This is a genomic window from Novosphingobium sp. JCM 18896 (assembly GCF_025938095.1).
Taxonomy (GTDB): domain Bacteria; phylum Pseudomonadota; class Alphaproteobacteria; order Sphingomonadales; family Sphingomonadaceae; genus Novosphingobium.
The window spans coordinates 101,138-116,914 of record NZ_JAPCZF010000004.1 but is presented as its reverse complement, the minus strand read 5'-3'; the positions used below and the strand labels follow the sequence as shown (position 1 = coordinate 116,914).

Below are 15,777 nucleotides of genomic sequence, written 5' to 3'. Positions count from 1 at the left end.
CGCGATATTTTGGCTCGCGCTTGGCCTGGCGCGCAAAGGCCTCTAGAGCACGGATAACGGCCAGTTTATTGACATTTATGTCAGTTAATGGCAAGGAGATCGCGATGAACGCCCTCGGCAAGTTTCCTCCGCTGGAAGAGGCGGTCACTCCCGCGCCGGCGGATCTTGCCATCACCGTGCGCGACCGCCGCTTTGCGCGTGCAAGCAAGCCGCGCTGGTGGCTCAACGGCGATCCGATCGCCACGGCCTGGCTCCACTCGCTCTCAGCCACCTTCCCGCGCGGCGAGGCCTTCTTCATCGAATCGGTCAAGGCCTTCCGCGAAGGCACGCCGCCCCGGCTTGCCGAGGAAATCCGCGCTTTCGTCGCGCAGGAGGTCAACCACTCGCGCGAGCACATCGCCTTCAACCGCGCCGCGGTCGAAGCCGGCTACGACCTCTCGGCAATCGACGCGCACGTCGCCGAGTGGATCGACATCGCGCGCAGCCGACCGGTGATCTTCAACCTGGCGGCGACGATCGCGCTCGAGCACTTCACCGCGATGATGGCGCACGAGTTCCTGCTGCGCCCCGAATATTTCGAAGGTGCCCACGCCGAATCGGCGGCCTTGTGGCGCTGGCACGCGATCGAGGAGATCGAGCACAAGGGCGTCGCCTACGACACCTTCCTCCACGCGACCAAGGGCTGGAGCCGCTGGAAGCGCTGGAAGCTCAAGTCGCTGGTCATGCTCGCCGTCACCAACGACTTCGTACGCAACCGCATCCGCGACACGCTGCAGCTATTGGCGCAGGACGGCATCACCGGCCCGCGCGTGCGCTGGCGGCTGCTGGCCTATCTGTTCTGGTCACCGGGCGTGCTGCGGCGAATCCTGCCGGCCTGGCTCGGCTATTTCCTGCCGGGCTTCCACCCCTGGAACCACGACGATCGCGCGCTGATCGCGAACGCGGCGGCGGACCTCGCCGAGCCGAAGGCCGCCGCCTAGAGCAACGCGCACAGAAGCCTGAACCAAATCCGCTCGTGCTGAGCTTGTCGAAGTACTTTACGCCGACCTCGCGCCAACACCCTTCGACAAGCTCAGGGTGAGCGGGGTTCGTTCAGGCCGCACGCATCGCGGTCACGTCGTCGTCGCAGTCGCTGCGATCGCCGAGCGTCAAGGCGTGCAGTTCGGCCGGCGCCTCGCCGCCACGGCCCAGGCTGAAGCGATTGCGGATCTCGCCCGTCGGGCAGAAGCCCAGCTTGCGCAGCACCCGGCCCGAGGCGGGATTATCGACGAAGTGGCCCGCGACCAAGCGCTGGTGGCCGAGCGACTTGGCCAGGCTCAGCATCGCCCGCGCGGCCTCGGTCGCATAGCCCTGCCCCCAGAACGGCCGGCCGATCCAGTAACCCAGATTGACCTCGCCCTCGACCAGGCTGAGCCCGACGCTGCCGATCAGACGCGCGCCGTCCCCGCCGGGAAGGGTGATGAAGAAATTGGGCAGCAGCCGGTCCTGGGGACGTGCGGCGAAGGCCTTGGCGTCCTCGGCCGTATAGGGCCAGGGCGCGCGGGCGAGATTGCGGACCACTTCCTCATCGTCGATGAGGGTCAGCAGGTCCTCCCACTCCTCGGGCCAGCCAGGCCGCAGAAACAGCCTTTCGCTGCGAATGAACATGGCATCAACTCCACTCGGACGCCCCCCCGCGAGCGGCCTCTAGTCGGCGCTCGTGACAGGCGGGTTACGGTTTTCGTCAGGTCGCGCGCCATAAGCGCAGGGCCGACGAATGCGTTCCAAGGGAGAAACGAAAAAAGGGAGACGGGTGGGCCCCTCTCCCTTGATTCAACCAGATTCGAAGATCCGGTGGGGGCCATCCATCACGGACAGCCCTGTATCGACCATCCGATTATTCTGCGGCTTGCGCCACGTCTACCGAGACGTACTTGCGGCCGAGCTTGCCGTCGTGGAAGCGAACGCGACCTTCGACGAGCGAGAACAGCGTGTGGTCCTTGCCGATGCCGACGTTGGCACCCGGGTACACGCGCGTGCCGCGCTGACGGATAATGATGTTGCCGCCGATCACTTCCTGACCGCCGAACTTCTTCACGCCGAGGCGACGACCGGCCGAATCGCGACCGTTGCGCGACGAACCGCCTGCTTTCTTATGTGCCATCTCGATCTACTCCGAACTTATTCGGCCGCAGGCGCGGCTTCAGCCTTGGGCGCGGCAGCCTTCTTGGCGGCCTTCTTTTCCTCACCACCGACGGTGAGGATGCGCAGCAGCGTCAGCTGCTGGCGGTGGCCGTTCTTACGGCGATAGTTGTGCCGGCGGCGCTTTTTGAAGACGATGACCTTCTCGGACTTCGCCTGCGCAATGATCTCGGCCGAAACCACGACCTTGGCAGCGTCGGCGATCTCGCCGTCGTTGCCGGCGAGCAGAACGTCGCCCAGGGTGATCTTGTCGCCGGCTTCACCCGCCAGCTTCTCGACCGCGATCTTGTCTCCGGCGGCTACGCGATACTGCTTGCCGCCCGTGCGCACTACTGCGAACATGGTGCCCTTACCTGTCTATCTGTCTTACCGCCCCAACCGCGACATGCGACCTAGGCAATGCGCCGGTGACCCGTCTGACGACAGGAGCCGGAAAGAGCGGTGCCGATAGTCGAAGGGTCCGAGGGTGTCAACCACGATGACTCCCTCGATGCATCTGGCTCGATGCATCTGGCTCGATGCATCTGGCTCGATGCATCTGACGGCCCAGATCGGATTGCGGCTCGCGATACGTCGGCACCGTGCTATGGCACCGGCATGCGTAGCAAGCCTGCATCGTTTCTGCCGCTCGTCCTGATCGCCGCGCTGACGGCCTGCGCCGCGGCGACCGACTACCCTTCGCTCGAGCGCCGTTCGGCAGAACGCATGACGGGCAGCGCGCGGCCGGTAACGCCCGAGGCGCCGCCGCCTGCGCCCGCCCCGGCAAGCCCGCAACTCACGACCCGGCTCACCCAACTCGTCGACCAGGCGCGCGCCGCACACCAGCGTTTCGGCGCCCGACGCGGCAATGCCCAGCGGCTGGTCGCCGCCGGCGGCAGCGGCGCGCCAGGCAGCGAAGGTTGGTCGGTAGCGACCGTGGCGCTGTCCGATCTCGAATCGGCGCGCAGCGACGCGATGGAGGCGCTGGCCGAGCTCGACCAGCTGTTCGCCGCCGAATCGATCGCCGCGGCCGAGACGGGCAATCGCCAGACGGTCGATACGATCGCCGCCGCGCGCGATCAGGTCACCGCGATGATTGGCGAAGAGGACGAGGTTCTGGCGAGCCTGCGCGGCCGGATGCGCGGCTGAGGGCTAGCCTGCCGCGTCCCAGCGACGCTTGTCCTCGAAATCGACGGGCCGCGGCTCGATCCACGACCATTGCCCGCCGACCTTCTCGCGCTTCCAGAACCACGATTCGCTCTTGAGATGGTCCATCGCGAATTCGGCCGCGGCGAAGGCGTCGCGACGATGACGCGCAGCCGCGGCGACGAGCACGATCGGATCGCCGGGCACCATTTCGCCGCTGCGGTGGATCATCAGCAGGCCTTCGAGCGTCCAGCGCCGCTGCGCCTCGGCCGCCAGCGCCTCCATGCCCGGCAGGGTCAGCGGGCCGTAGTGCCGCAGTTCGAGCGCCTCGACCCCGCCGCCGGCGCGGACCTGGCCGAGGAAGCTGGCGATGCCGCCGGCTTCGACCTGCGCGGCGGTGAAGCGCGCGAGCTCGGCGCCGGCGTCGAACGATTCGGTCAACAGGCGGACGTCGGCAAGAACACTTGAGGGCATGTCAGCCGCCACTGACCGGGGGCAGAAAGGCGAGTTCGTCGCCATCGCCCAGCACGATCGCATTGCGATCGCTGACGAGCGTGCCGTTGAGCGCCAGGCGAATGCGATCGGCAGAGAGCGCCGCGGCGAGATCCGATTCGAGCGTGACCAAGACCCCGGCGAGCGGGCCGCCCGGAACCTCGCGCTCGGCACCGCCGGCCACGTCTTCGAGCCGCCCGAGGAATACAAGCTTTGCCACGGGTCCTAGCCGCCGGTCATCGACATGTGGCGCGCGAGTGCCGGAGCGCTGCCGCGCCGGTCGATCGCGAAGTTGTGCCGCGCCGGCTTGATCTTCATCGCCAGGTCGAGCGCCTCTTCCAGCGCCGCTTCGGGATCGGCCGAACGCAGCGCCTCGCGCAGGTCGACCCGCTCGTTGCCGCCGAGGCAGGCGTAGAGTTGGCCCGTCGTGGTCACGCGGATGCGGTTGCAGCCGTCACAGAAGTTGTTGGTCAGCGGCGTGATCAGCCCCAGGCGCCCGCCGGTTTCCGCCACGTCGAAATAGCGTGCCGGCCCGCCGGTACGATGACCGCTGGCGTTCAAGGTCCAGCGCGCCTCGAGCTTTTCCCGTACCGCCGACAGCGGCAGGTAGTGATCGAAGCGATCTTCTTCGACCTCGCCCAGCGGCATGACCTCGATCAGGGTCAGTTCGAACCCCTGGCCGTGCGCCCAGGCGATCAGGTCGGGAATCGTGTCCTCGTTGACGCCCTTGAGCGCCACGGTGTTGAGCTTGACCTTGAGACCCGCCGCCTTGGCCGCTTCGAGGCCTTCGAGCACCTGCGGCAGCGAATCGCGCCGCGCGAGCTTGGCAAAGGTCGCGCGGTCGAGCGTGTCGAGCGAGACGTTGATCCGCTTCACCCCGGCGGCGGCGATCGGATCGGCAAACTCCGCAAGCCGCGTGCCGTTGGTCGTCAGGGTCAGCTCATCGAGCCCGTCTCCGACCTTCCGGCCCAGCGCTTGGATCAGGTCGATCACGTCACGCCGCACCAGCGGCTCACCCCCGGTCAGGCGCAGCTTGGTGATGCCGCGATCAATGAAGCCGAGCGAGAGCTTGTAGAGCTCCTCGAGGCTCAGCACTTCGGCCTTGGGCAGGAAGGTCTGCCGCTCGGGCATGCAATAGGCGCAGCGCAGGTCGCAACGATCGGTCACCGACAGGCGCAGATAGGTTATCCGCCGGGCGAACTGGTCGATGAGAGGCGCGGGCTTGGTCATCCGTTCCGAGATAGTAACGCTGCCGCGCCGTTTCCATCAAGCGGAAGGTATTGTCCCGTCACGCCATCGGCCGTGCCGAGATAGGTCAGCGCCGCGGCGATGGCCTTTTCGTCGTCGCTGGCCACGGCATTCACGCGCCGGGGCGCATGGTCGCGCGCGAGCTGCTGGACCGCGGCAAGCCGCCAGGCCTTGTGCGTATAGTCGGCCGGATCGAAAGCCAGGACGAGGTGATCAGGCACCTCGGCCAGCGCTTGGCGAATCGCGTCGATATCCTCGCCGTAAAACCGCGCCGCGGCCGCCAGCGGCTCCTGCGGAAGCCCACCGACGCGCAGCAGCGCCATCAGCGGCGCGCCCGCGTCAGGGTGATGCCGATCTTCTCGCCCGCCTCGGCGATCGCCAGCTTGATGATCTTCACGGTCACCGCCTCGATCCGCGCGTCCTGGAGGAACAGCGTGTCGCAGATGTGATCGGCCACGGCCTCGATCAACTTGAAGTGCAGGCCCGGCGGCAGCGCGTCGGAGGCCGCGAACTTGAGGTCCATGTAGTTCTTGCTGGCGGTCAGCGGCGTGTCGGGTGAATAGCGCTCGATCGGCTTCATCGCGGCCTGGATCGTGATCCGCAGCGGCTGCGGCTTGCCCGTCTCCTCGGAATAGATCCCGGTGAGCACGTCCACTTCGAAATCGGCGACTTCAAGGATCAGGCTGTCGGCCAAGGTTCTGTCCTGTGAATGGGAGGCGCGCCCGATGGCACTTCACCGCCGAACTGTCCAGTCCATGCACGATTCGGCGGATTGTGCAGGCGCAGCAATTTGATAGCCTGCCGCTTCTCGATCGACAGGAGTGCGCACCAATGAACAAAGGGATTCTCGGGCTCGGCGCTGCCGCGCTGATGCTGGCTGGCGCCTCGGCCATCGCCGCGCCGGCACGGGCACCGTCCGGCCTGGCCGCAGCCGTGGCCAATCCCGAGCGTCCCGAGGCCGACACCGCGCGCGACGCCGATCGCAAGCCCGCCGAAATGCTGGCCTTCGCCGGCGTCCGTCCCGGCTGGAAGGTCGTTGAGCTCTCGCCCGGCGGCGGTTATTTCACGCGCCTGCTCAGCGCCGCCGTGGGCGAGCGCGGCTATGTCTACACCAACGCCACCCGCGTCTCGGCTGCCGTCGAAGCCTGGGCCAAGACCCATCCCAACGTCAGCCTGCAACTGGTCCAGGCGGGCCAGGTCGCCGCCCCCGAACCCGTCGACCTCGTCTGGACCACGCAGAACTATCACGACTTCAAGAACACGAAGGTTGGCGATTCGGATCAGGCGGCCGCGGTCAATGCCGCCGCCTTCGCCGCGCTCAAGCCCGGCGGCGTCTACCTCGTCAGCGATCATCAGGGCGCGGCGGGATCGGGTGCGACCCAGACCAACACGCTCCACCGCATCGAGGACGCCGCGGTGATCCGCGAGGTCGAGGCGGCGGGCTTCAAGCTCGAAGCGCGCAGCCCCCTGCTGCGCCACGAGGCCGACGATCACACGCAGAAGGTGTTCGAGACCGGCGTGCGCGGCAAGACCGACCAGTTCGTGCTCAAGTTCCGCAAGCCGCGCGGACGGCGCTGAAACCAAATCCTCCCCGGTACGGGGAGGTGGCAGCCGTGAAACGGCTGACGGAGGGGGTTCTCCGCAAAGGCTGCGCCAACCGACAGCCCCCTCCACCACCAGCTTCGCTGGCGGTCCCCCTCCCCGTACCGGGGAGGATTTACCCCCGCCGCCACCGCGCGAAGATCGCGGTGGGCAGCAGGCGTCCCTGCCCGTCCTCGCGTACCGCGAGATCGCCGTGTTCGATCGTGCCGGGCAGGTCGGCGAACAGCTCGGCCAGCAGCCCACCGATCGCCAGCGACGACATGCGCACGGCATAGACCGTCAGGAACAGGAAGCGGCTGTCGGCATCGAGCAGCTTGCGGCAATCGGCGACGAGCCCCGGCAGGTGCTCCTCGAGCCGCCAGACCTCGCCCTCGGGGCCGCGGCCGAACTTGGGCGGATCGAGGATGATGCCGTCGTAGCGCTTGCCGCGGCGCACTTCGCGCGCGGTGAATTTGGCGGCATCATCGATGATCCAGCGCACCGGACGCTGCTCCATGCCCGACAGCGCGGCATTGGCGCGCGCCTGGGCGACCGACTTCTTCGAAGCGTCGACGTGGGTCACCGCGCCATGCTCGGACAGCGAGAGCGTGCCGACGCCGGTATAGCCGAACAGGTTCAAGGTGGAGGCGTCGGGCTTTCCCGCGAGCTGCTCGCCCATCCACGACCAGACCGGCGCCATGTCGGGGAAGAAGCCGAGATGGCGGAACGGCGTGCACTGCGCGGTGAAGCGGACAGCGCCGGCCCCTTGGCCGACACCGAGTTCCCAGCCCTCGCGCGGGACGGGCTTGTCGAACTGCCAGCGGCCGCCGCCGTCCTCGTCCGAGCCGGGGACGAATTCGCCGTGCGCCTGCCACTCGGCCAGCTTCGGCGTCCACAGCGCCTGCGGCTCGGGCCGGACGAAGCGATAGGCGCCATAGCGCTCCAGCTTGCGGCCGTGGCCCGAATCGACGAGGCCGTAATCCTGCCAGCCCTCGCCCGCCAGGATCAGCGGGTCAGGCGCGAGCTCGGCCATCAGCGCCCCTCATTCAACTACGCGGCACGGCATGCGCCGCGACATATTCGGCGATCGCGTCATAGTCGCCGGGCAGGTCGACGCAGCGTTCCTCGCGGTCGAACAGGTCGCCCACGCGCGCGGGCAGATCGGGACGCTGGCCCGTGGCGCGCTCGACGGCGTCGGGGAACTTGGCCGGGTGCGCGGTCGCCAGGGTGACGATCGGCACGTCGCGCGGCAGATCGGCGACGCGCGCGGCGTGGAGACCGATCGCGGTGTGCGGATCGATCAGCTCTGCGCAGTTCTCCCAGGCCCAGCGAATCGCCTGGCTCATGTCGTCGGTGTCGGCGCGGTAGCTGGTGAACAGCGAAGCCGCGCCTTCGCGCTGGGCGTTGGTCAGCTGCATCGCCTTGCTCGCCTCGAAGCCGTGCATCTGCGCGGCGAGCGCAAGGCCGTCGCGGCCGCCGACGTCGAACAGCAGGCGCTCGAAGTTCGACGAGACCTGGATGTCCATCGACGGCGCCGCAGTCGGCGTGACCGTGCCCTGCGAATAGTCGCCGGTCGACAGCGCACGGTGGAGGATGTCGTTGACGTTGGTCGCGACGATCAGCTTGGCGATCGGCAAGCCCATCTTGGCCGCGACGTAGCCGGCGAAGACGTCGCCGAAATTGCCCGTCGGCACCGAGAAGGCGACCGGGCGGTGCGGCGCGCCGAGCTGGAGCCCGGCGGCGAAGTAGTAGACCACCTGCGCCATCAGGCGCGCCCAGTTGATCGAGTTGACCGCGCCGATGTTGAAGTGGCTGGTCATCGCCGCATCGTTGAACATGCGCTTCACCATCGCCTGGGCATCGTCGAAGGTGCCTTCGATCGCGATGTTGTGGACGTTGGGCGCGAGGACCGTGGTCATCTGGCGGCGCTGGACGTCGCTGACCCGGCCCTTGGGGTGGAGCATGAAGATGTCGACCTTGGCGCGGCCGGCGACCGCGTCGATCGCCGCCGAGCCGGTGTCGCCCGAGGTGGCACCGACGATCGTCAGATTCTGCGTACCGCGGCCGAGGAATTCCTCGAACAGCAGGCCGAGCAGCTGCAGCGCGACGTCCTTGAAGGCCAGGGTTGGGCCGTGGAACAGCTCGAGCAGCCAGTGCTGTTCGTCGAACTGTTCGAGCGGCGTCACCGCCTTGTGCGCGAAGCGGCCATAGGCGGCGGTGGTCAGCTCGAGCAGCTTCTCAGGGGTCAGGCTGTCGCCGACGAAGGGCTGCATGATCCGCTGCGCGAGCTCGGCATAGGGCAGGCCCGCCATCGCGGCGATCTCGGCCGAAGTGAAGCTCGGCCACGCGCGCGGCACGTAGAGCCCGCCATCCGATGCGAGACCGGCAAGCGTAGCGCCGGCGAAATCGAGCGAGGGCGCGCTGCCCCGGGTGCTGACGTAGTCCATGGGAGCCGGCGGTTAGCGAGCCGCGCGGCAAAGGGCAAGCAATCCGCTATGCCGCGCGCAGCCGCTTGCGGATCGCGAGACCATAGATCACCAGGGCGGTAGCCGCGAAGAGGAACCACTGCACGGCATAGGCCAGGTGGTTGTTGGGCAAATCGCCGGGATCGGGCCTCGCGTTCGCCTCCAGCCCGGCAAGCGGCGGATCGGCGACCAAGCGCGGCCCGGGCGCAATCACGCCGCCTACCGCCCCGCCCTGCCAGAGCGCCGGCTTGGGATCGCGCGACCAGCCCAGCACCACGCGCGTCGTGCCGCCGTCCGCGAGCAGGCAATCGGCGACATGCGCCATGCCGGTCTCGCCCTTGGCATTGTGCCCGGCGATCACGCTGACCGCGCCCACCTTCGGGCAATCGATTCGCGCATGCCGGTAGAGCAACGGTTCGGCCGCGCGCTCGTCGCGGGGGAACGGCACTTCCGCCGACATGCCCTGCGCCGCAGCATAGCGCGTGAGCAGCGCTTCCTTCTGGTGCAGCCGGTCGAGCTGCCAGAAGCCGAGGCGGATCATCACGCCGACCGCCGCCAGGACGAGCAGCGTCGCGAAAATAGGAAGTCGGCGCATCATTCGTCCTTGGCTTGGCCGTCGCCCGCACGACGCTGGTATTCCGCGGCCAGCAGCGCGCCCTTGCCGGCGCGCAGCCCCCAGACCACGGCGGCACCGGTCAGCGGGATCCACAGCAGCGCGTGCAGCCAGAACGGCGGATGCGCGGTGAGTTCGAGCCCGATCGCCAGCGCCGTGATCAGCGCGCCGATGATCAGCGTGAGGAAGGCCGCCGGCCCGTCGCCGACGTTGAACGTGGTGAAGTCCAGCCCGCAGGCCGGGCAGCGATCGGCGAACTTCGCCAGACCGGCAAACAGCGTGCGCGCGCCGCAGCGCGGGCAGAGACCGAAAAGGGCAGCCGGAACGAGTCCCGGCTGCCCTTCGGTGTTCGGATTTTCGTCCGTCATCAGATCAGTGCGTCGGGTAGCCCCAGCCACCCCAGACGTAGATCGCGACGAAGAGGAACAGCCACACCACGTCGACGAAGTGCCAGTACCAGGCCGCCGCTTCGAAGCCGAAGTGCTGCTTGGGGGTGAAGTCGCCGTTGTAGGTGCGCTTGAGGCAGACGATCAGGAAGATCGTGCCGATCGCGACGTGGAAGCCGTGGAACCCGGTCGCCATGTAGAAGGCCGAGCCATAGGTGTTGCCCGCGAAGGGGAACGGCGCGTGGGCGTATTCGTAGACCTGGATCGAGGTGAACAGTAGGCCCAGCAGGATCGTCAGCCAAAGACCCTTCTTCAGGCCGTCGCGGTCGCCGTTGATCAGGCAGTGGTGCGCCCAGGTGACCGTGGTGCCCGAGCACAGCAGGATCAGCGTGTTGAGCAGCGGCAGGTCGAACGGATCCATGACCGCTTCGACCGCCTTGGGCGGCCATTGGCCACCGACCACCTCGGCCAGTTCCGAGGGGAACAGCGAGAAGTCGAAGAAGGCCCAGAACCAGCCGACGAAGAACATCACCTCGGAGGCGATGAACAGGATCATGCCGTAGCGCAGGTGCAGCTGCACGACCGGGGTGTGGTGCCCCTCGTGCGCTTCCTTCACCACGTTCGACCACCACGAGTACATCGTCAGCAGCACGCCGAAGAGGCCCAGCAGCAGGATGTACTTCCCGATCGGGTTACCGTGCATGAAGAAGACGCCGCCGCTCGTCATGGTGACGGCCGACATGGAGCCAACCAGCGGCCAGATGTCGGGCGGCAGGATGTGATAATCGTGGTTCTTGGTTCCGGCCATGATGCCTCTGGTCCCTGTTGCGTCGCTGGAGCGGCCTAGACCGCCCGTGATGGATTTCGGAAGGCCCTTAACCGCCCGTTCCGGCGCGGTCCAGTGCCTTCGCACCGGCATCCGTCGCCTTCTCTTCCGCGGTCACGTGGAAAGTGTAGCTCAAGGTGATCTCGTCGACGTCCTTGTTGTCCGGATCGTCGAGGATCTTGGGGTCGACATAGTAGATCACCGGCATGCGCACTTCCTCGCCGGGCTTCAAGGTCTGCTCGGTGAAACAGAAGCACTGGATCTTGCTGAAATAGCGCCCCGCCTGCTCGGGCTCGACGTTGAAGCTGGCCGTGCCGGTGATCGTATGGTTGGACGTGTTCTTGGCCGTGTAGATCGCCATGTCGCGCACGCCGACCGCGACCGTATCGACCGCCTGGACCGGCTTGAACTGCCAGGGCATGCCGCGTTCGACATTGGCGTCGAAGCGGATGCGGATGTCCTTGTTGGTCGAGACCACGGTCGCCGCCTGCGCCTCGCTGACGCGCATCGTCGTGCCGCCGAAGCCCGTGACCTGGCAGAACATGCGGTAGAGCGGCACCGAGGCGTAGCCCAGGCCGAGCATCGCGAGTACGACGCCCGCCATGGTCATGCCGACCCGGCGGTTGCGGCGCTGCAGGACGGCTTGATCCACGGCCATCGGCTTCAGGCCATCTTGGCGATCGAGATCGCGAAAATCAGCACCGCGAAGCCGATCAGCAGCACGCCGAACACGCGGTTGCGGCCGCGGATGATACGCATCCGTTCGGCTTCGGGATCGGGGTTACGATCGACTTGGTTCATGCGATGGCTCCCTGGACCAGCCAGTGGTCCGCGACAAGCGCCGCGAACAGCGCGAAGAGATAGACGATCGAATAGCCGAACAACTGCTTCTCGGGCTTCATCGTATCGTCCTCAGAGGCGCGCTGGCGCAGGCCGACGCGCAGCGACAGCAGCAGGAACCCGGTGGACAGGACCAGCGCCGAGACGCCGTAGACCGCCCCCGTGCCGCCGATGAACCACGGCAGTGCCGACAGCGGCAGCAACAGCACGGCATAGGCCAGGATCTGGCGGCGAGTCGAAGTCTCGCCCGCGACCACGGGCATCATCGGAATGCCGACCTTGGCGTAGTCGGTCTTCACGAACAGCGCGAGCGCCCAGAAATGCGGCGGGGTCCAGAAGAAGATGATCGCGAAGAGCAGCACCGGCATCGCGGTGATGTCGCCCGTCGCCGCGACCCAACCGATCAGCGGCGGGAAGGCGCCGGCGCCACCACCGATGACGATGTTCTGCGGCGTGCGCGGCTTGAGCCAGATCGTGTAGATCACCGCGTAGTAGACGATCGACAGCGCCAGGATCGCCGCGGCCAGCCAGCCGATCGCCAGGCCCATCAGCAGGACCGAGCCAACCGACAGGCCGATTCCGAAGTCGCGCGCCGAAGTGCGGTCCATGCGGCCCGCGGGCAGCGGCCGCGCGGCGGTGCGCTTCATGCCGGCGTCGATGTCGGCTTCCCACCACTGGTTGAGCGCGGCGGCGCCGCCCGCGCCCACGGCGATGCAGAGGATCGCGGTGAAGCCGAGCACCGGGTTGATGTGGTCGGGCGCGGCGAGCAGGCCGCAGAGGCCGGTGAAGATCACGAGGCTCATCACCCGCGGCTTGGTCAGCGCGAAGAAATCGCGCCACTCGGCGGGCAGAGCTTGCGCGGTGGTGGTGGTCATGGCGGCGCCTATAGGCCCGGTATCGGCGCGGAGCAAAGCCAAACCGCGCGATCTGCGCCGAATGGCGAAAAGCAAAAGGGCCGGCGGATCGCTCCGCCGGCCCCTTCGTGTCGCGTCCCTCGCGGGAAGCGGCTTAGTGGTGTGCCTTGTCGTCGATGACGGGCAGCGTCTCGAACTGGTGGAACGGCGGCGGGCTCGACAGAGTCCACTCGAGCGTCGTGGCGCCCTCGCCCCAGTAGTTGTCTGCGGCCTTCTTGCCGGCCAGCAGCGAGTAGATGATGTTCACGAAGAAGATCAGCATGCCCGCGGCCATGATCGAGTAACCCCAGGCCGAAGCCACGTGGTTCCAGTGGGCATAGGCTTCCGCATAGTCGGGATAACGACGCGGCATGCCCTGCAGGCCCAGGAAGTGCATCGGGAAGAACAGCACGTTCACGCCCGCGAAGAACACCCAGAAGTGCAGGTGCGCGAGGAACTCGCTGTGCATGCGGCCGCTCATCTTCGGGAACCAGTAGTAGAACCCGGCGAAGAGCGCGAAGACCGCGCCCATCGACAGCACGTAGTGGAAGTGCGCCACCACGTAGTAGGTGTCGTGCAGCACGTCGTCGACGCCGCCGTTGGCGAGGACCACGCCGGTCACGCCACCGACCGTGAACAGGAAGATCTGACCGATCGACCAGACCATCGGCGACTTGAAGCTCAGCGAACCGCCCCACATCGTCGCGATCCACGAGAAGATCTTGATACCGGTGGGAACGGCGATGACCATGGTCGCCGCGGTGAAGTACATCTTCGTGTTAACCGACATGCCGGTGGTGTACATGTGGTGCGCCCACACGATGAAGCCGACGACGCCGATCGCGACCATGGCGTAGGCCATGCCGAGGTAGCCGAACACCGGCTTCTTCGAGAAGGTCGAGACGATCTGGCTGATGATGCCGAAGCCCGGCAGAATCATGATGTACACTTCGGGGTGGCCGAAGAACCAGAACAGGTGCTGGTAGAGGACCGGATCGCCACCGCCCGACGGATCGAAGAAGGTGGTGCCGAAGTTGCGGTCGGTGATGAGCATGGTGATCGCCGCAGCGAGGACCGGAAGGGCCAGCAGCAGCAGGAAGGCGGTGACCAGCACCGACCAGACGAACAGCGGCATCTTGTGCAGGGTCATGCCCGGCGCGCGCATGTTGAAGATGGTGGTGATGAAGTTGGTCGCGCCGAGGATCGAGCCAGCGCCCGAAAGGTGGAGCGAGAAGATCGCGAAGTCGACGGCCGGGCCTGCCGAACCGCTGGTCGACAGCGGGGCGTAGACGGTCCAGCCTGTGCCGGCGCCGTTACCCGTGCCGCCCGGCACGAACGGCGAGATCATCAGCGAGATGAAGCCCGCGACGGTCAGCCAGAACGAGATGTTGTTCATGCGCGGGAAGGCCATGTCCGGCGCGCCGATCATCAGCGGCACGAACCAGTTACCGAAGCCGCCGATCATCGCCGGCATGACCATGAAGAACACCATGATCAGGCCGTGGGCGGTGATCAGCACGTTCCACAGGTGGAGCGACTGGTCGAACGAGGGGTTCTTTTCGCCGAGCATGCTGGCGAAAGTCCCGAGATACTGGATGCCGGGCTCTGCCAGCTCGATGCGCATCATGCCCGAAATCGCACCACCGATGATCCCCGCGACGATCGCGAAGATCAGGTACATCGTACCGATGTCCTTGTGGTTGGTGGACATGAACCAGCGGGCGAAAAAGCCCGGATGGTCGTGCGCGTGGTCGTGATCGTGATGATCGCCGTGCGCCTGGAAGGCCTCAGGGGCGGTGGTAGCCATAATCGGATAACCCTATCGGAAAGCTCAGGCCTTGGGGGCCGGCGATGCGGAAGCGGTAGCGGCGGCGGCAGGTGCGGCCTCGGAGGCAGCGGCGGCCGGAGCGGCGGAAGCGGCAGCAGCCGGGGCAGCGGCGGCTTCGGCCGGAGCGGCGGCCGCGGCAGGTGCCGGCTGACCGTCGATCACGCCGCCCGACTGGGTCAGCACCCAGGCGTTGAACTTGTCGCGCGGCAGAGCCTCGAGCGCGATCGGCATGTAACCGTGACGCGCGCCGCAAAGCTCGGAGCACTGGCCGTAGTAGACGCCGGGCTTCTCGACGAAGAGCACCTTCTCGTTGATGCGGCCGGGCACGCCGTCGATCTTGAACCACAGCGAAGGCACGGCGAAGGCGTGGATCACGTCGGCAGCGGTGACCTGCATGCGGATCGGCTCACCCACCGGCACGACCAGGCGGTTGTCGACTTCGAGGTGCGAAGGACCATCCCAGGGCTGCGAACCGACTTCGCGCACGCCGTTGTTGATCACCGGCGCGCCGGGGATGTTCAGCATGTTCGAGACGACTTCGAAGCCGCCGTTGTCGGGGTAGGTGTAGGTCCAGAACCACTGGTTGCCGGTGGCCTTGATCGTCAGCGCCTTGGCCGGGGCCGGCTTGAACTGCTTGGCGAGAAGGTCGATCGAGGGAACCGCGATGCCGACGAGCACGAGAACCGGGACCAGCGTCCAGATCACTTCGATCAGCGTGTTGTGGCTGGTCTTCGAGGCAACCGGGTTGGCCTTGCGGTTGAAGCGGATCATCACCCAGATCAGCAGCGCGAGCACCACGATCGTGATGATCGTGATGATCGGCATCAGCACGTCGTTGTGGATCCAGTGGCCGTATTCGCCGAGCGGCGAGTACTGGTCCTGCAGGTGGATCGCGCCGTCGACCGGCATGCCGACGCCCTCGGTGGGCTTCATCGGAACGTAGGAGCCAGCCGCAGGAGCGGCCGCCGAAGCCGCCGCGGCGGGCGCCGCCGCGAGGACAGCCTGCGGCGCGGCCGACAGGACAAGGGTGAGTCCGAGAGCCTGAATCTTGCGGCTCGCGGCCCGTGCGTGTTCGCCGAATTTCATCGTGTTCTTGCTTTCGCTTTCGATCACCGGCGAGAGAATTGCCCCCCTCTCGCCTGTCGGGAGCCATGGGGAAGGAACCCCATTCGGCGCGGCCTATACGCGCGCTTGCGGGCAGCCTCAAGCGCTTCTAGGGGAATTTTTACCCAACCTGCTGCGCCGTTACGCGGCGCGCCACCGCAATCACGCGTGCCGCGGCTCTCGCGACACTCTATA

At 66.9% G+C, this 15,777-nt stretch carries 21 protein-coding genes; 3 read left to right on the top strand and 18 right to left on the bottom strand.

The window, feature by feature from the left end; translation table 11 throughout:
• Positions 1–104: 104 nt before the first annotated feature.
• Positions 105–980 (top strand): metal-dependent hydrolase, encoded by an 876-nt coding sequence (locus OLX23_RS15100; RefSeq protein WP_264445843.1) that lies wholly within the window; start codon positions 105–107, stop codon positions 978–980.
• Positions 981–1,092: 112 nt separating this feature from the next.
• On the opposite strand, the gene OLX23_RS15095 is transcribed toward OLX23_RS15100, so the two are convergent.
• The 3 genes from OLX23_RS15095 to rplU form a co-directional block, all read right to left on the bottom strand.
• A complete protein-coding gene (locus OLX23_RS15095; RefSeq protein WP_264445842.1) occupies positions 1,093–1,647 on the bottom strand; it encodes a GNAT family N-acetyltransferase in 555 nt (184 codons plus the stop codon).
• Between the two features lie 229 nt (positions 1,648–1,876).
• The gene (rpmA, locus tag OLX23_RS15090; RefSeq protein ID WP_264445841.1) at positions 1,877–2,143 is read right to left on the bottom strand and encodes a 50S ribosomal protein L27; all 267 of its coding nucleotides are present in this window, start codon (positions 2,141–2,143) and stop codon (positions 1,877–1,879) included.
• A 17-nt stretch (positions 2,144–2,160) separates the two neighbouring features.
• Entirely contained in the window at positions 2,161–2,523 is a 363-nt protein-coding gene (rplU, locus tag OLX23_RS15085; protein WP_264445840.1) for a 50S ribosomal protein L21, read from the bottom strand.
• Between the two features lie 255 nt (positions 2,524–2,778).
• Between rplU and OLX23_RS15080 the strand changes: the two genes are divergently transcribed.
• Positions 2,779–3,309: a hypothetical protein gene (locus OLX23_RS15080; protein ID WP_264445839.1), complete on the top strand. Its 531-nt coding sequence runs from the start codon at positions 2,779–2,781 to the stop codon at positions 3,307–3,309.
• A gap of 3 nt (positions 3,310–3,312) precedes the next feature.
• On the opposite strand, the gene OLX23_RS15075 is transcribed toward OLX23_RS15080, so the two are convergent.
• Genes OLX23_RS15075 through OLX23_RS15055 form a run of 5 tightly spaced genes read right to left on the bottom strand, consistent with a single transcriptional unit; the run spans position 3,313 to position 5,740 of the window.
• Entirely contained in the window at positions 3,313–3,780 is a 468-nt protein-coding gene (locus tag OLX23_RS15075) for a molybdenum cofactor biosynthesis protein MoaE (RefSeq protein ID WP_264445838.1), read from the bottom strand.
• A gap of 1 nt (position 3,781) precedes the next feature.
• Entirely contained in the window at positions 3,782–4,018 is a 237-nt protein-coding gene (locus OLX23_RS15070; protein WP_264445837.1) for a MoaD/ThiS family protein, read from the bottom strand.
• A 5-nt stretch (positions 4,019–4,023) separates the two neighbouring features.
• Complete coding sequence (moaA, locus tag OLX23_RS15065) at positions 4,024–5,028, bottom strand: GTP 3',8-cyclase MoaA (RefSeq protein WP_264445836.1); 1,005 nt, start codon at positions 5,026–5,028, stop codon at positions 4,024–4,026.
• The gene (locus OLX23_RS15060; RefSeq protein ID WP_264445835.1) at positions 5,025–5,369 is read right to left on the bottom strand and encodes a Rossmann fold domain-containing protein; all 345 of its coding nucleotides are present in this window, start codon (positions 5,367–5,369) and stop codon (positions 5,025–5,027) included. The genes moaA and OLX23_RS15060 overlap by 4 nt, the downstream gene beginning before the upstream one ends.
• Positions 5,369–5,740: a dihydroneopterin aldolase gene (locus OLX23_RS15055; protein WP_264445834.1), complete on the bottom strand. Its 372-nt coding sequence runs from the start codon at positions 5,738–5,740 to the stop codon at positions 5,369–5,371. Before OLX23_RS15055 ends, OLX23_RS15060 begins: the two co-directional genes overlap by 1 nt.
• A 137-nt stretch (positions 5,741–5,877) precedes the next feature.
• Between OLX23_RS15055 and OLX23_RS15050 the strand changes: the two genes are divergently transcribed.
• Positions 5,878–6,624, top strand: a complete 747-nt coding sequence (locus OLX23_RS15050) for a class I SAM-dependent methyltransferase (RefSeq protein WP_264445833.1) — start codon at positions 5,878–5,880, stop codon at positions 6,622–6,624.
• 139 nt (positions 6,625–6,763) lie between these two features.
• Here OLX23_RS15050 and OLX23_RS15045 read toward each other — a convergent pair whose 3' ends face one another.
• The 10 genes from OLX23_RS15045 to coxB all read right to left on the bottom strand — a co-directional run bounded on the left by OLX23_RS15045 (position 6,764) and on the right by coxB (position 15,564).
• Positions 6,764–7,660 (bottom strand): class I SAM-dependent methyltransferase, encoded by an 897-nt coding sequence (locus OLX23_RS15045; protein WP_264445832.1) that lies wholly within the window; start codon positions 7,658–7,660, stop codon positions 6,764–6,766.
• A gap of 13 nt (positions 7,661–7,673) precedes the next feature.
• Positions 7,674–9,074 carry a threonine synthase gene (thrC, locus tag OLX23_RS15040; protein WP_264445831.1) on the bottom strand — a complete coding sequence of 467 codons (1,401 nt, stop codon included), beginning with the start codon at positions 9,072–9,074 and terminating at the stop codon, positions 7,674–7,676.
• A 46-nt stretch (positions 9,075–9,120) separates the two neighbouring features.
• Positions 9,121–9,687 (bottom strand): SURF1 family protein, encoded by a 567-nt coding sequence (locus OLX23_RS15035; RefSeq protein ID WP_264445830.1) that lies wholly within the window; start codon positions 9,685–9,687, stop codon positions 9,121–9,123.
• Complete coding sequence (locus OLX23_RS15030) at positions 9,687–10,073, bottom strand: DUF983 domain-containing protein (protein ID WP_264445829.1); 387 nt, start codon at positions 10,071–10,073, stop codon at positions 9,687–9,689. Before OLX23_RS15030 ends, OLX23_RS15035 begins: the two co-directional genes overlap by 1 nt.
• 4 nt (positions 10,074–10,077) lie before the next feature.
• Positions 10,078–10,899: a cytochrome c oxidase subunit 3 gene (locus OLX23_RS15025; RefSeq protein WP_264445828.1), complete on the bottom strand. Its 822-nt coding sequence runs from the start codon at positions 10,897–10,899 to the stop codon at positions 10,078–10,080.
• A 67-nt stretch (positions 10,900–10,966) separates the two neighbouring features.
• Complete coding sequence (locus tag OLX23_RS15020) at positions 10,967–11,575, bottom strand: cytochrome c oxidase assembly protein (RefSeq protein WP_413629868.1); 609 nt, start codon at positions 11,573–11,575, stop codon at positions 10,967–10,969.
• Positions 11,576–11,580: 5 nt separating this feature from the next.
• Entirely contained in the window at positions 11,581–11,718 is a 138-nt protein-coding gene (locus tag OLX23_RS15015) for a hypothetical protein (protein WP_264445826.1), read from the bottom strand.
• Entirely contained in the window at positions 11,715–12,632 is a 918-nt protein-coding gene (locus OLX23_RS15010; protein WP_264445825.1) for a heme o synthase, read from the bottom strand. The genes OLX23_RS15015 and OLX23_RS15010 overlap by 4 nt, the downstream gene beginning before the upstream one ends.
• 133 nt (positions 12,633–12,765) lie before the next feature.
• Positions 12,766–14,457, bottom strand: coding sequence for a cytochrome c oxidase subunit I (ctaD, locus tag OLX23_RS15005; RefSeq protein ID WP_264445824.1), 1,692 nt, complete (start codon positions 14,455–14,457; stop codon positions 12,766–12,768).
• Between the two features lie 24 nt (positions 14,458–14,481).
• Positions 14,482–15,564, bottom strand: a complete 1,083-nt coding sequence (coxB, locus tag OLX23_RS15000; protein WP_264445823.1) for a cytochrome c oxidase subunit II — start codon at positions 15,562–15,564, stop codon at positions 14,482–14,484.
• Positions 15,565–15,777 lie beyond the last annotated feature (213 nt).

Coding starts and splice junctions, on each gene's coding strand:
- OLX23_RS15020 (WP_413629868.1), bottom strand. CDS start 11,575: ATGGCCGTGGATCAAGCCGTCCTGCAGCGCCGCAACCGCCGGGTCGGC.
- OLX23_RS15035 (WP_264445830.1), bottom strand. CDS start 9,687: ATGCGCCGACTTCCTATTTTCGCGACGCTGCTCGTCCTGGCGGCGGTC.
- thrC (WP_264445831.1), bottom strand. CDS start 9,074: ATGGACTACGTCAGCACCCGGGGCAGCGCGCCCTCGCTCGATTTCGCC.
- OLX23_RS15045 (WP_264445832.1), bottom strand. CDS start 7,660: ATGGCCGAGCTCGCGCCTGACCCGCTGATCCTGGCGGGCGAGGGCTGG.
- OLX23_RS15025 (WP_264445828.1), bottom strand. CDS start 10,899: ATGGCCGGAACCAAGAACCACGATTATCACATCCTGCCGCCCGACATC.
- OLX23_RS15010 (WP_264445825.1), bottom strand. CDS start 12,632: ATGACCACCACCACCGCGCAAGCTCTGCCCGCCGAGTGGCGCGATTTC.
- ctaD (WP_264445824.1), bottom strand. CDS start 14,457: ATGGCTACCACCGCCCCTGAGGCCTTCCAGGCGCACGGCGATCATCAC.
- coxB (WP_264445823.1), bottom strand. CDS start 15,564: ATGAAATTCGGCGAACACGCACGGGCCGCGAGCCGCAAGATTCAGGCT.
- moaA (WP_264445836.1), bottom strand. CDS start 5,028: ATGACCAAGCCCGCGCCTCTCATCGACCAGTTCGCCCGGCGGATAACC.
- rpmA (WP_264445841.1), bottom strand. CDS start 2,143: ATGGCACATAAGAAAGCAGGCGGTTCGTCGCGCAACGGTCGCGATTCG.
- OLX23_RS15095 (WP_264445842.1), bottom strand. CDS start 1,647: ATGTTCATTCGCAGCGAAAGGCTGTTTCTGCGGCCTGGCTGGCCCGAG.
- OLX23_RS15015 (WP_264445826.1), bottom strand. CDS start 11,718: ATGAACCAAGTCGATCGTAACCCCGATCCCGAAGCCGAACGGATGCGT.
- OLX23_RS15060 (WP_264445835.1), bottom strand. CDS start 5,369: ATGGCGCTGCTGCGCGTCGGTGGGCTTCCGCAGGAGCCGCTGGCGGCC.
- OLX23_RS15100 (WP_264445843.1), top strand. CDS start 105: ATGAACGCCCTCGGCAAGTTTCCTCCGCTGGAAGAGGCGGTCACTCCC.
- rplU (WP_264445840.1), bottom strand. CDS start 2,523: ATGTTCGCAGTAGTGCGCACGGGCGGCAAGCAGTATCGCGTAGCCGCC.
- OLX23_RS15050 (WP_264445833.1), top strand. CDS start 5,878: ATGAACAAAGGGATTCTCGGGCTCGGCGCTGCCGCGCTGATGCTGGCT.
- OLX23_RS15080 (WP_264445839.1), top strand. CDS start 2,779: ATGCGTAGCAAGCCTGCATCGTTTCTGCCGCTCGTCCTGATCGCCGCG.
- OLX23_RS15030 (WP_264445829.1), bottom strand. CDS start 10,073: ATGACGGACGAAAATCCGAACACCGAAGGGCAGCCGGGACTCGTTCCG.
- OLX23_RS15075 (WP_264445838.1), bottom strand. CDS start 3,780: ATGCCCTCAAGTGTTCTTGCCGACGTCCGCCTGTTGACCGAATCGTTC.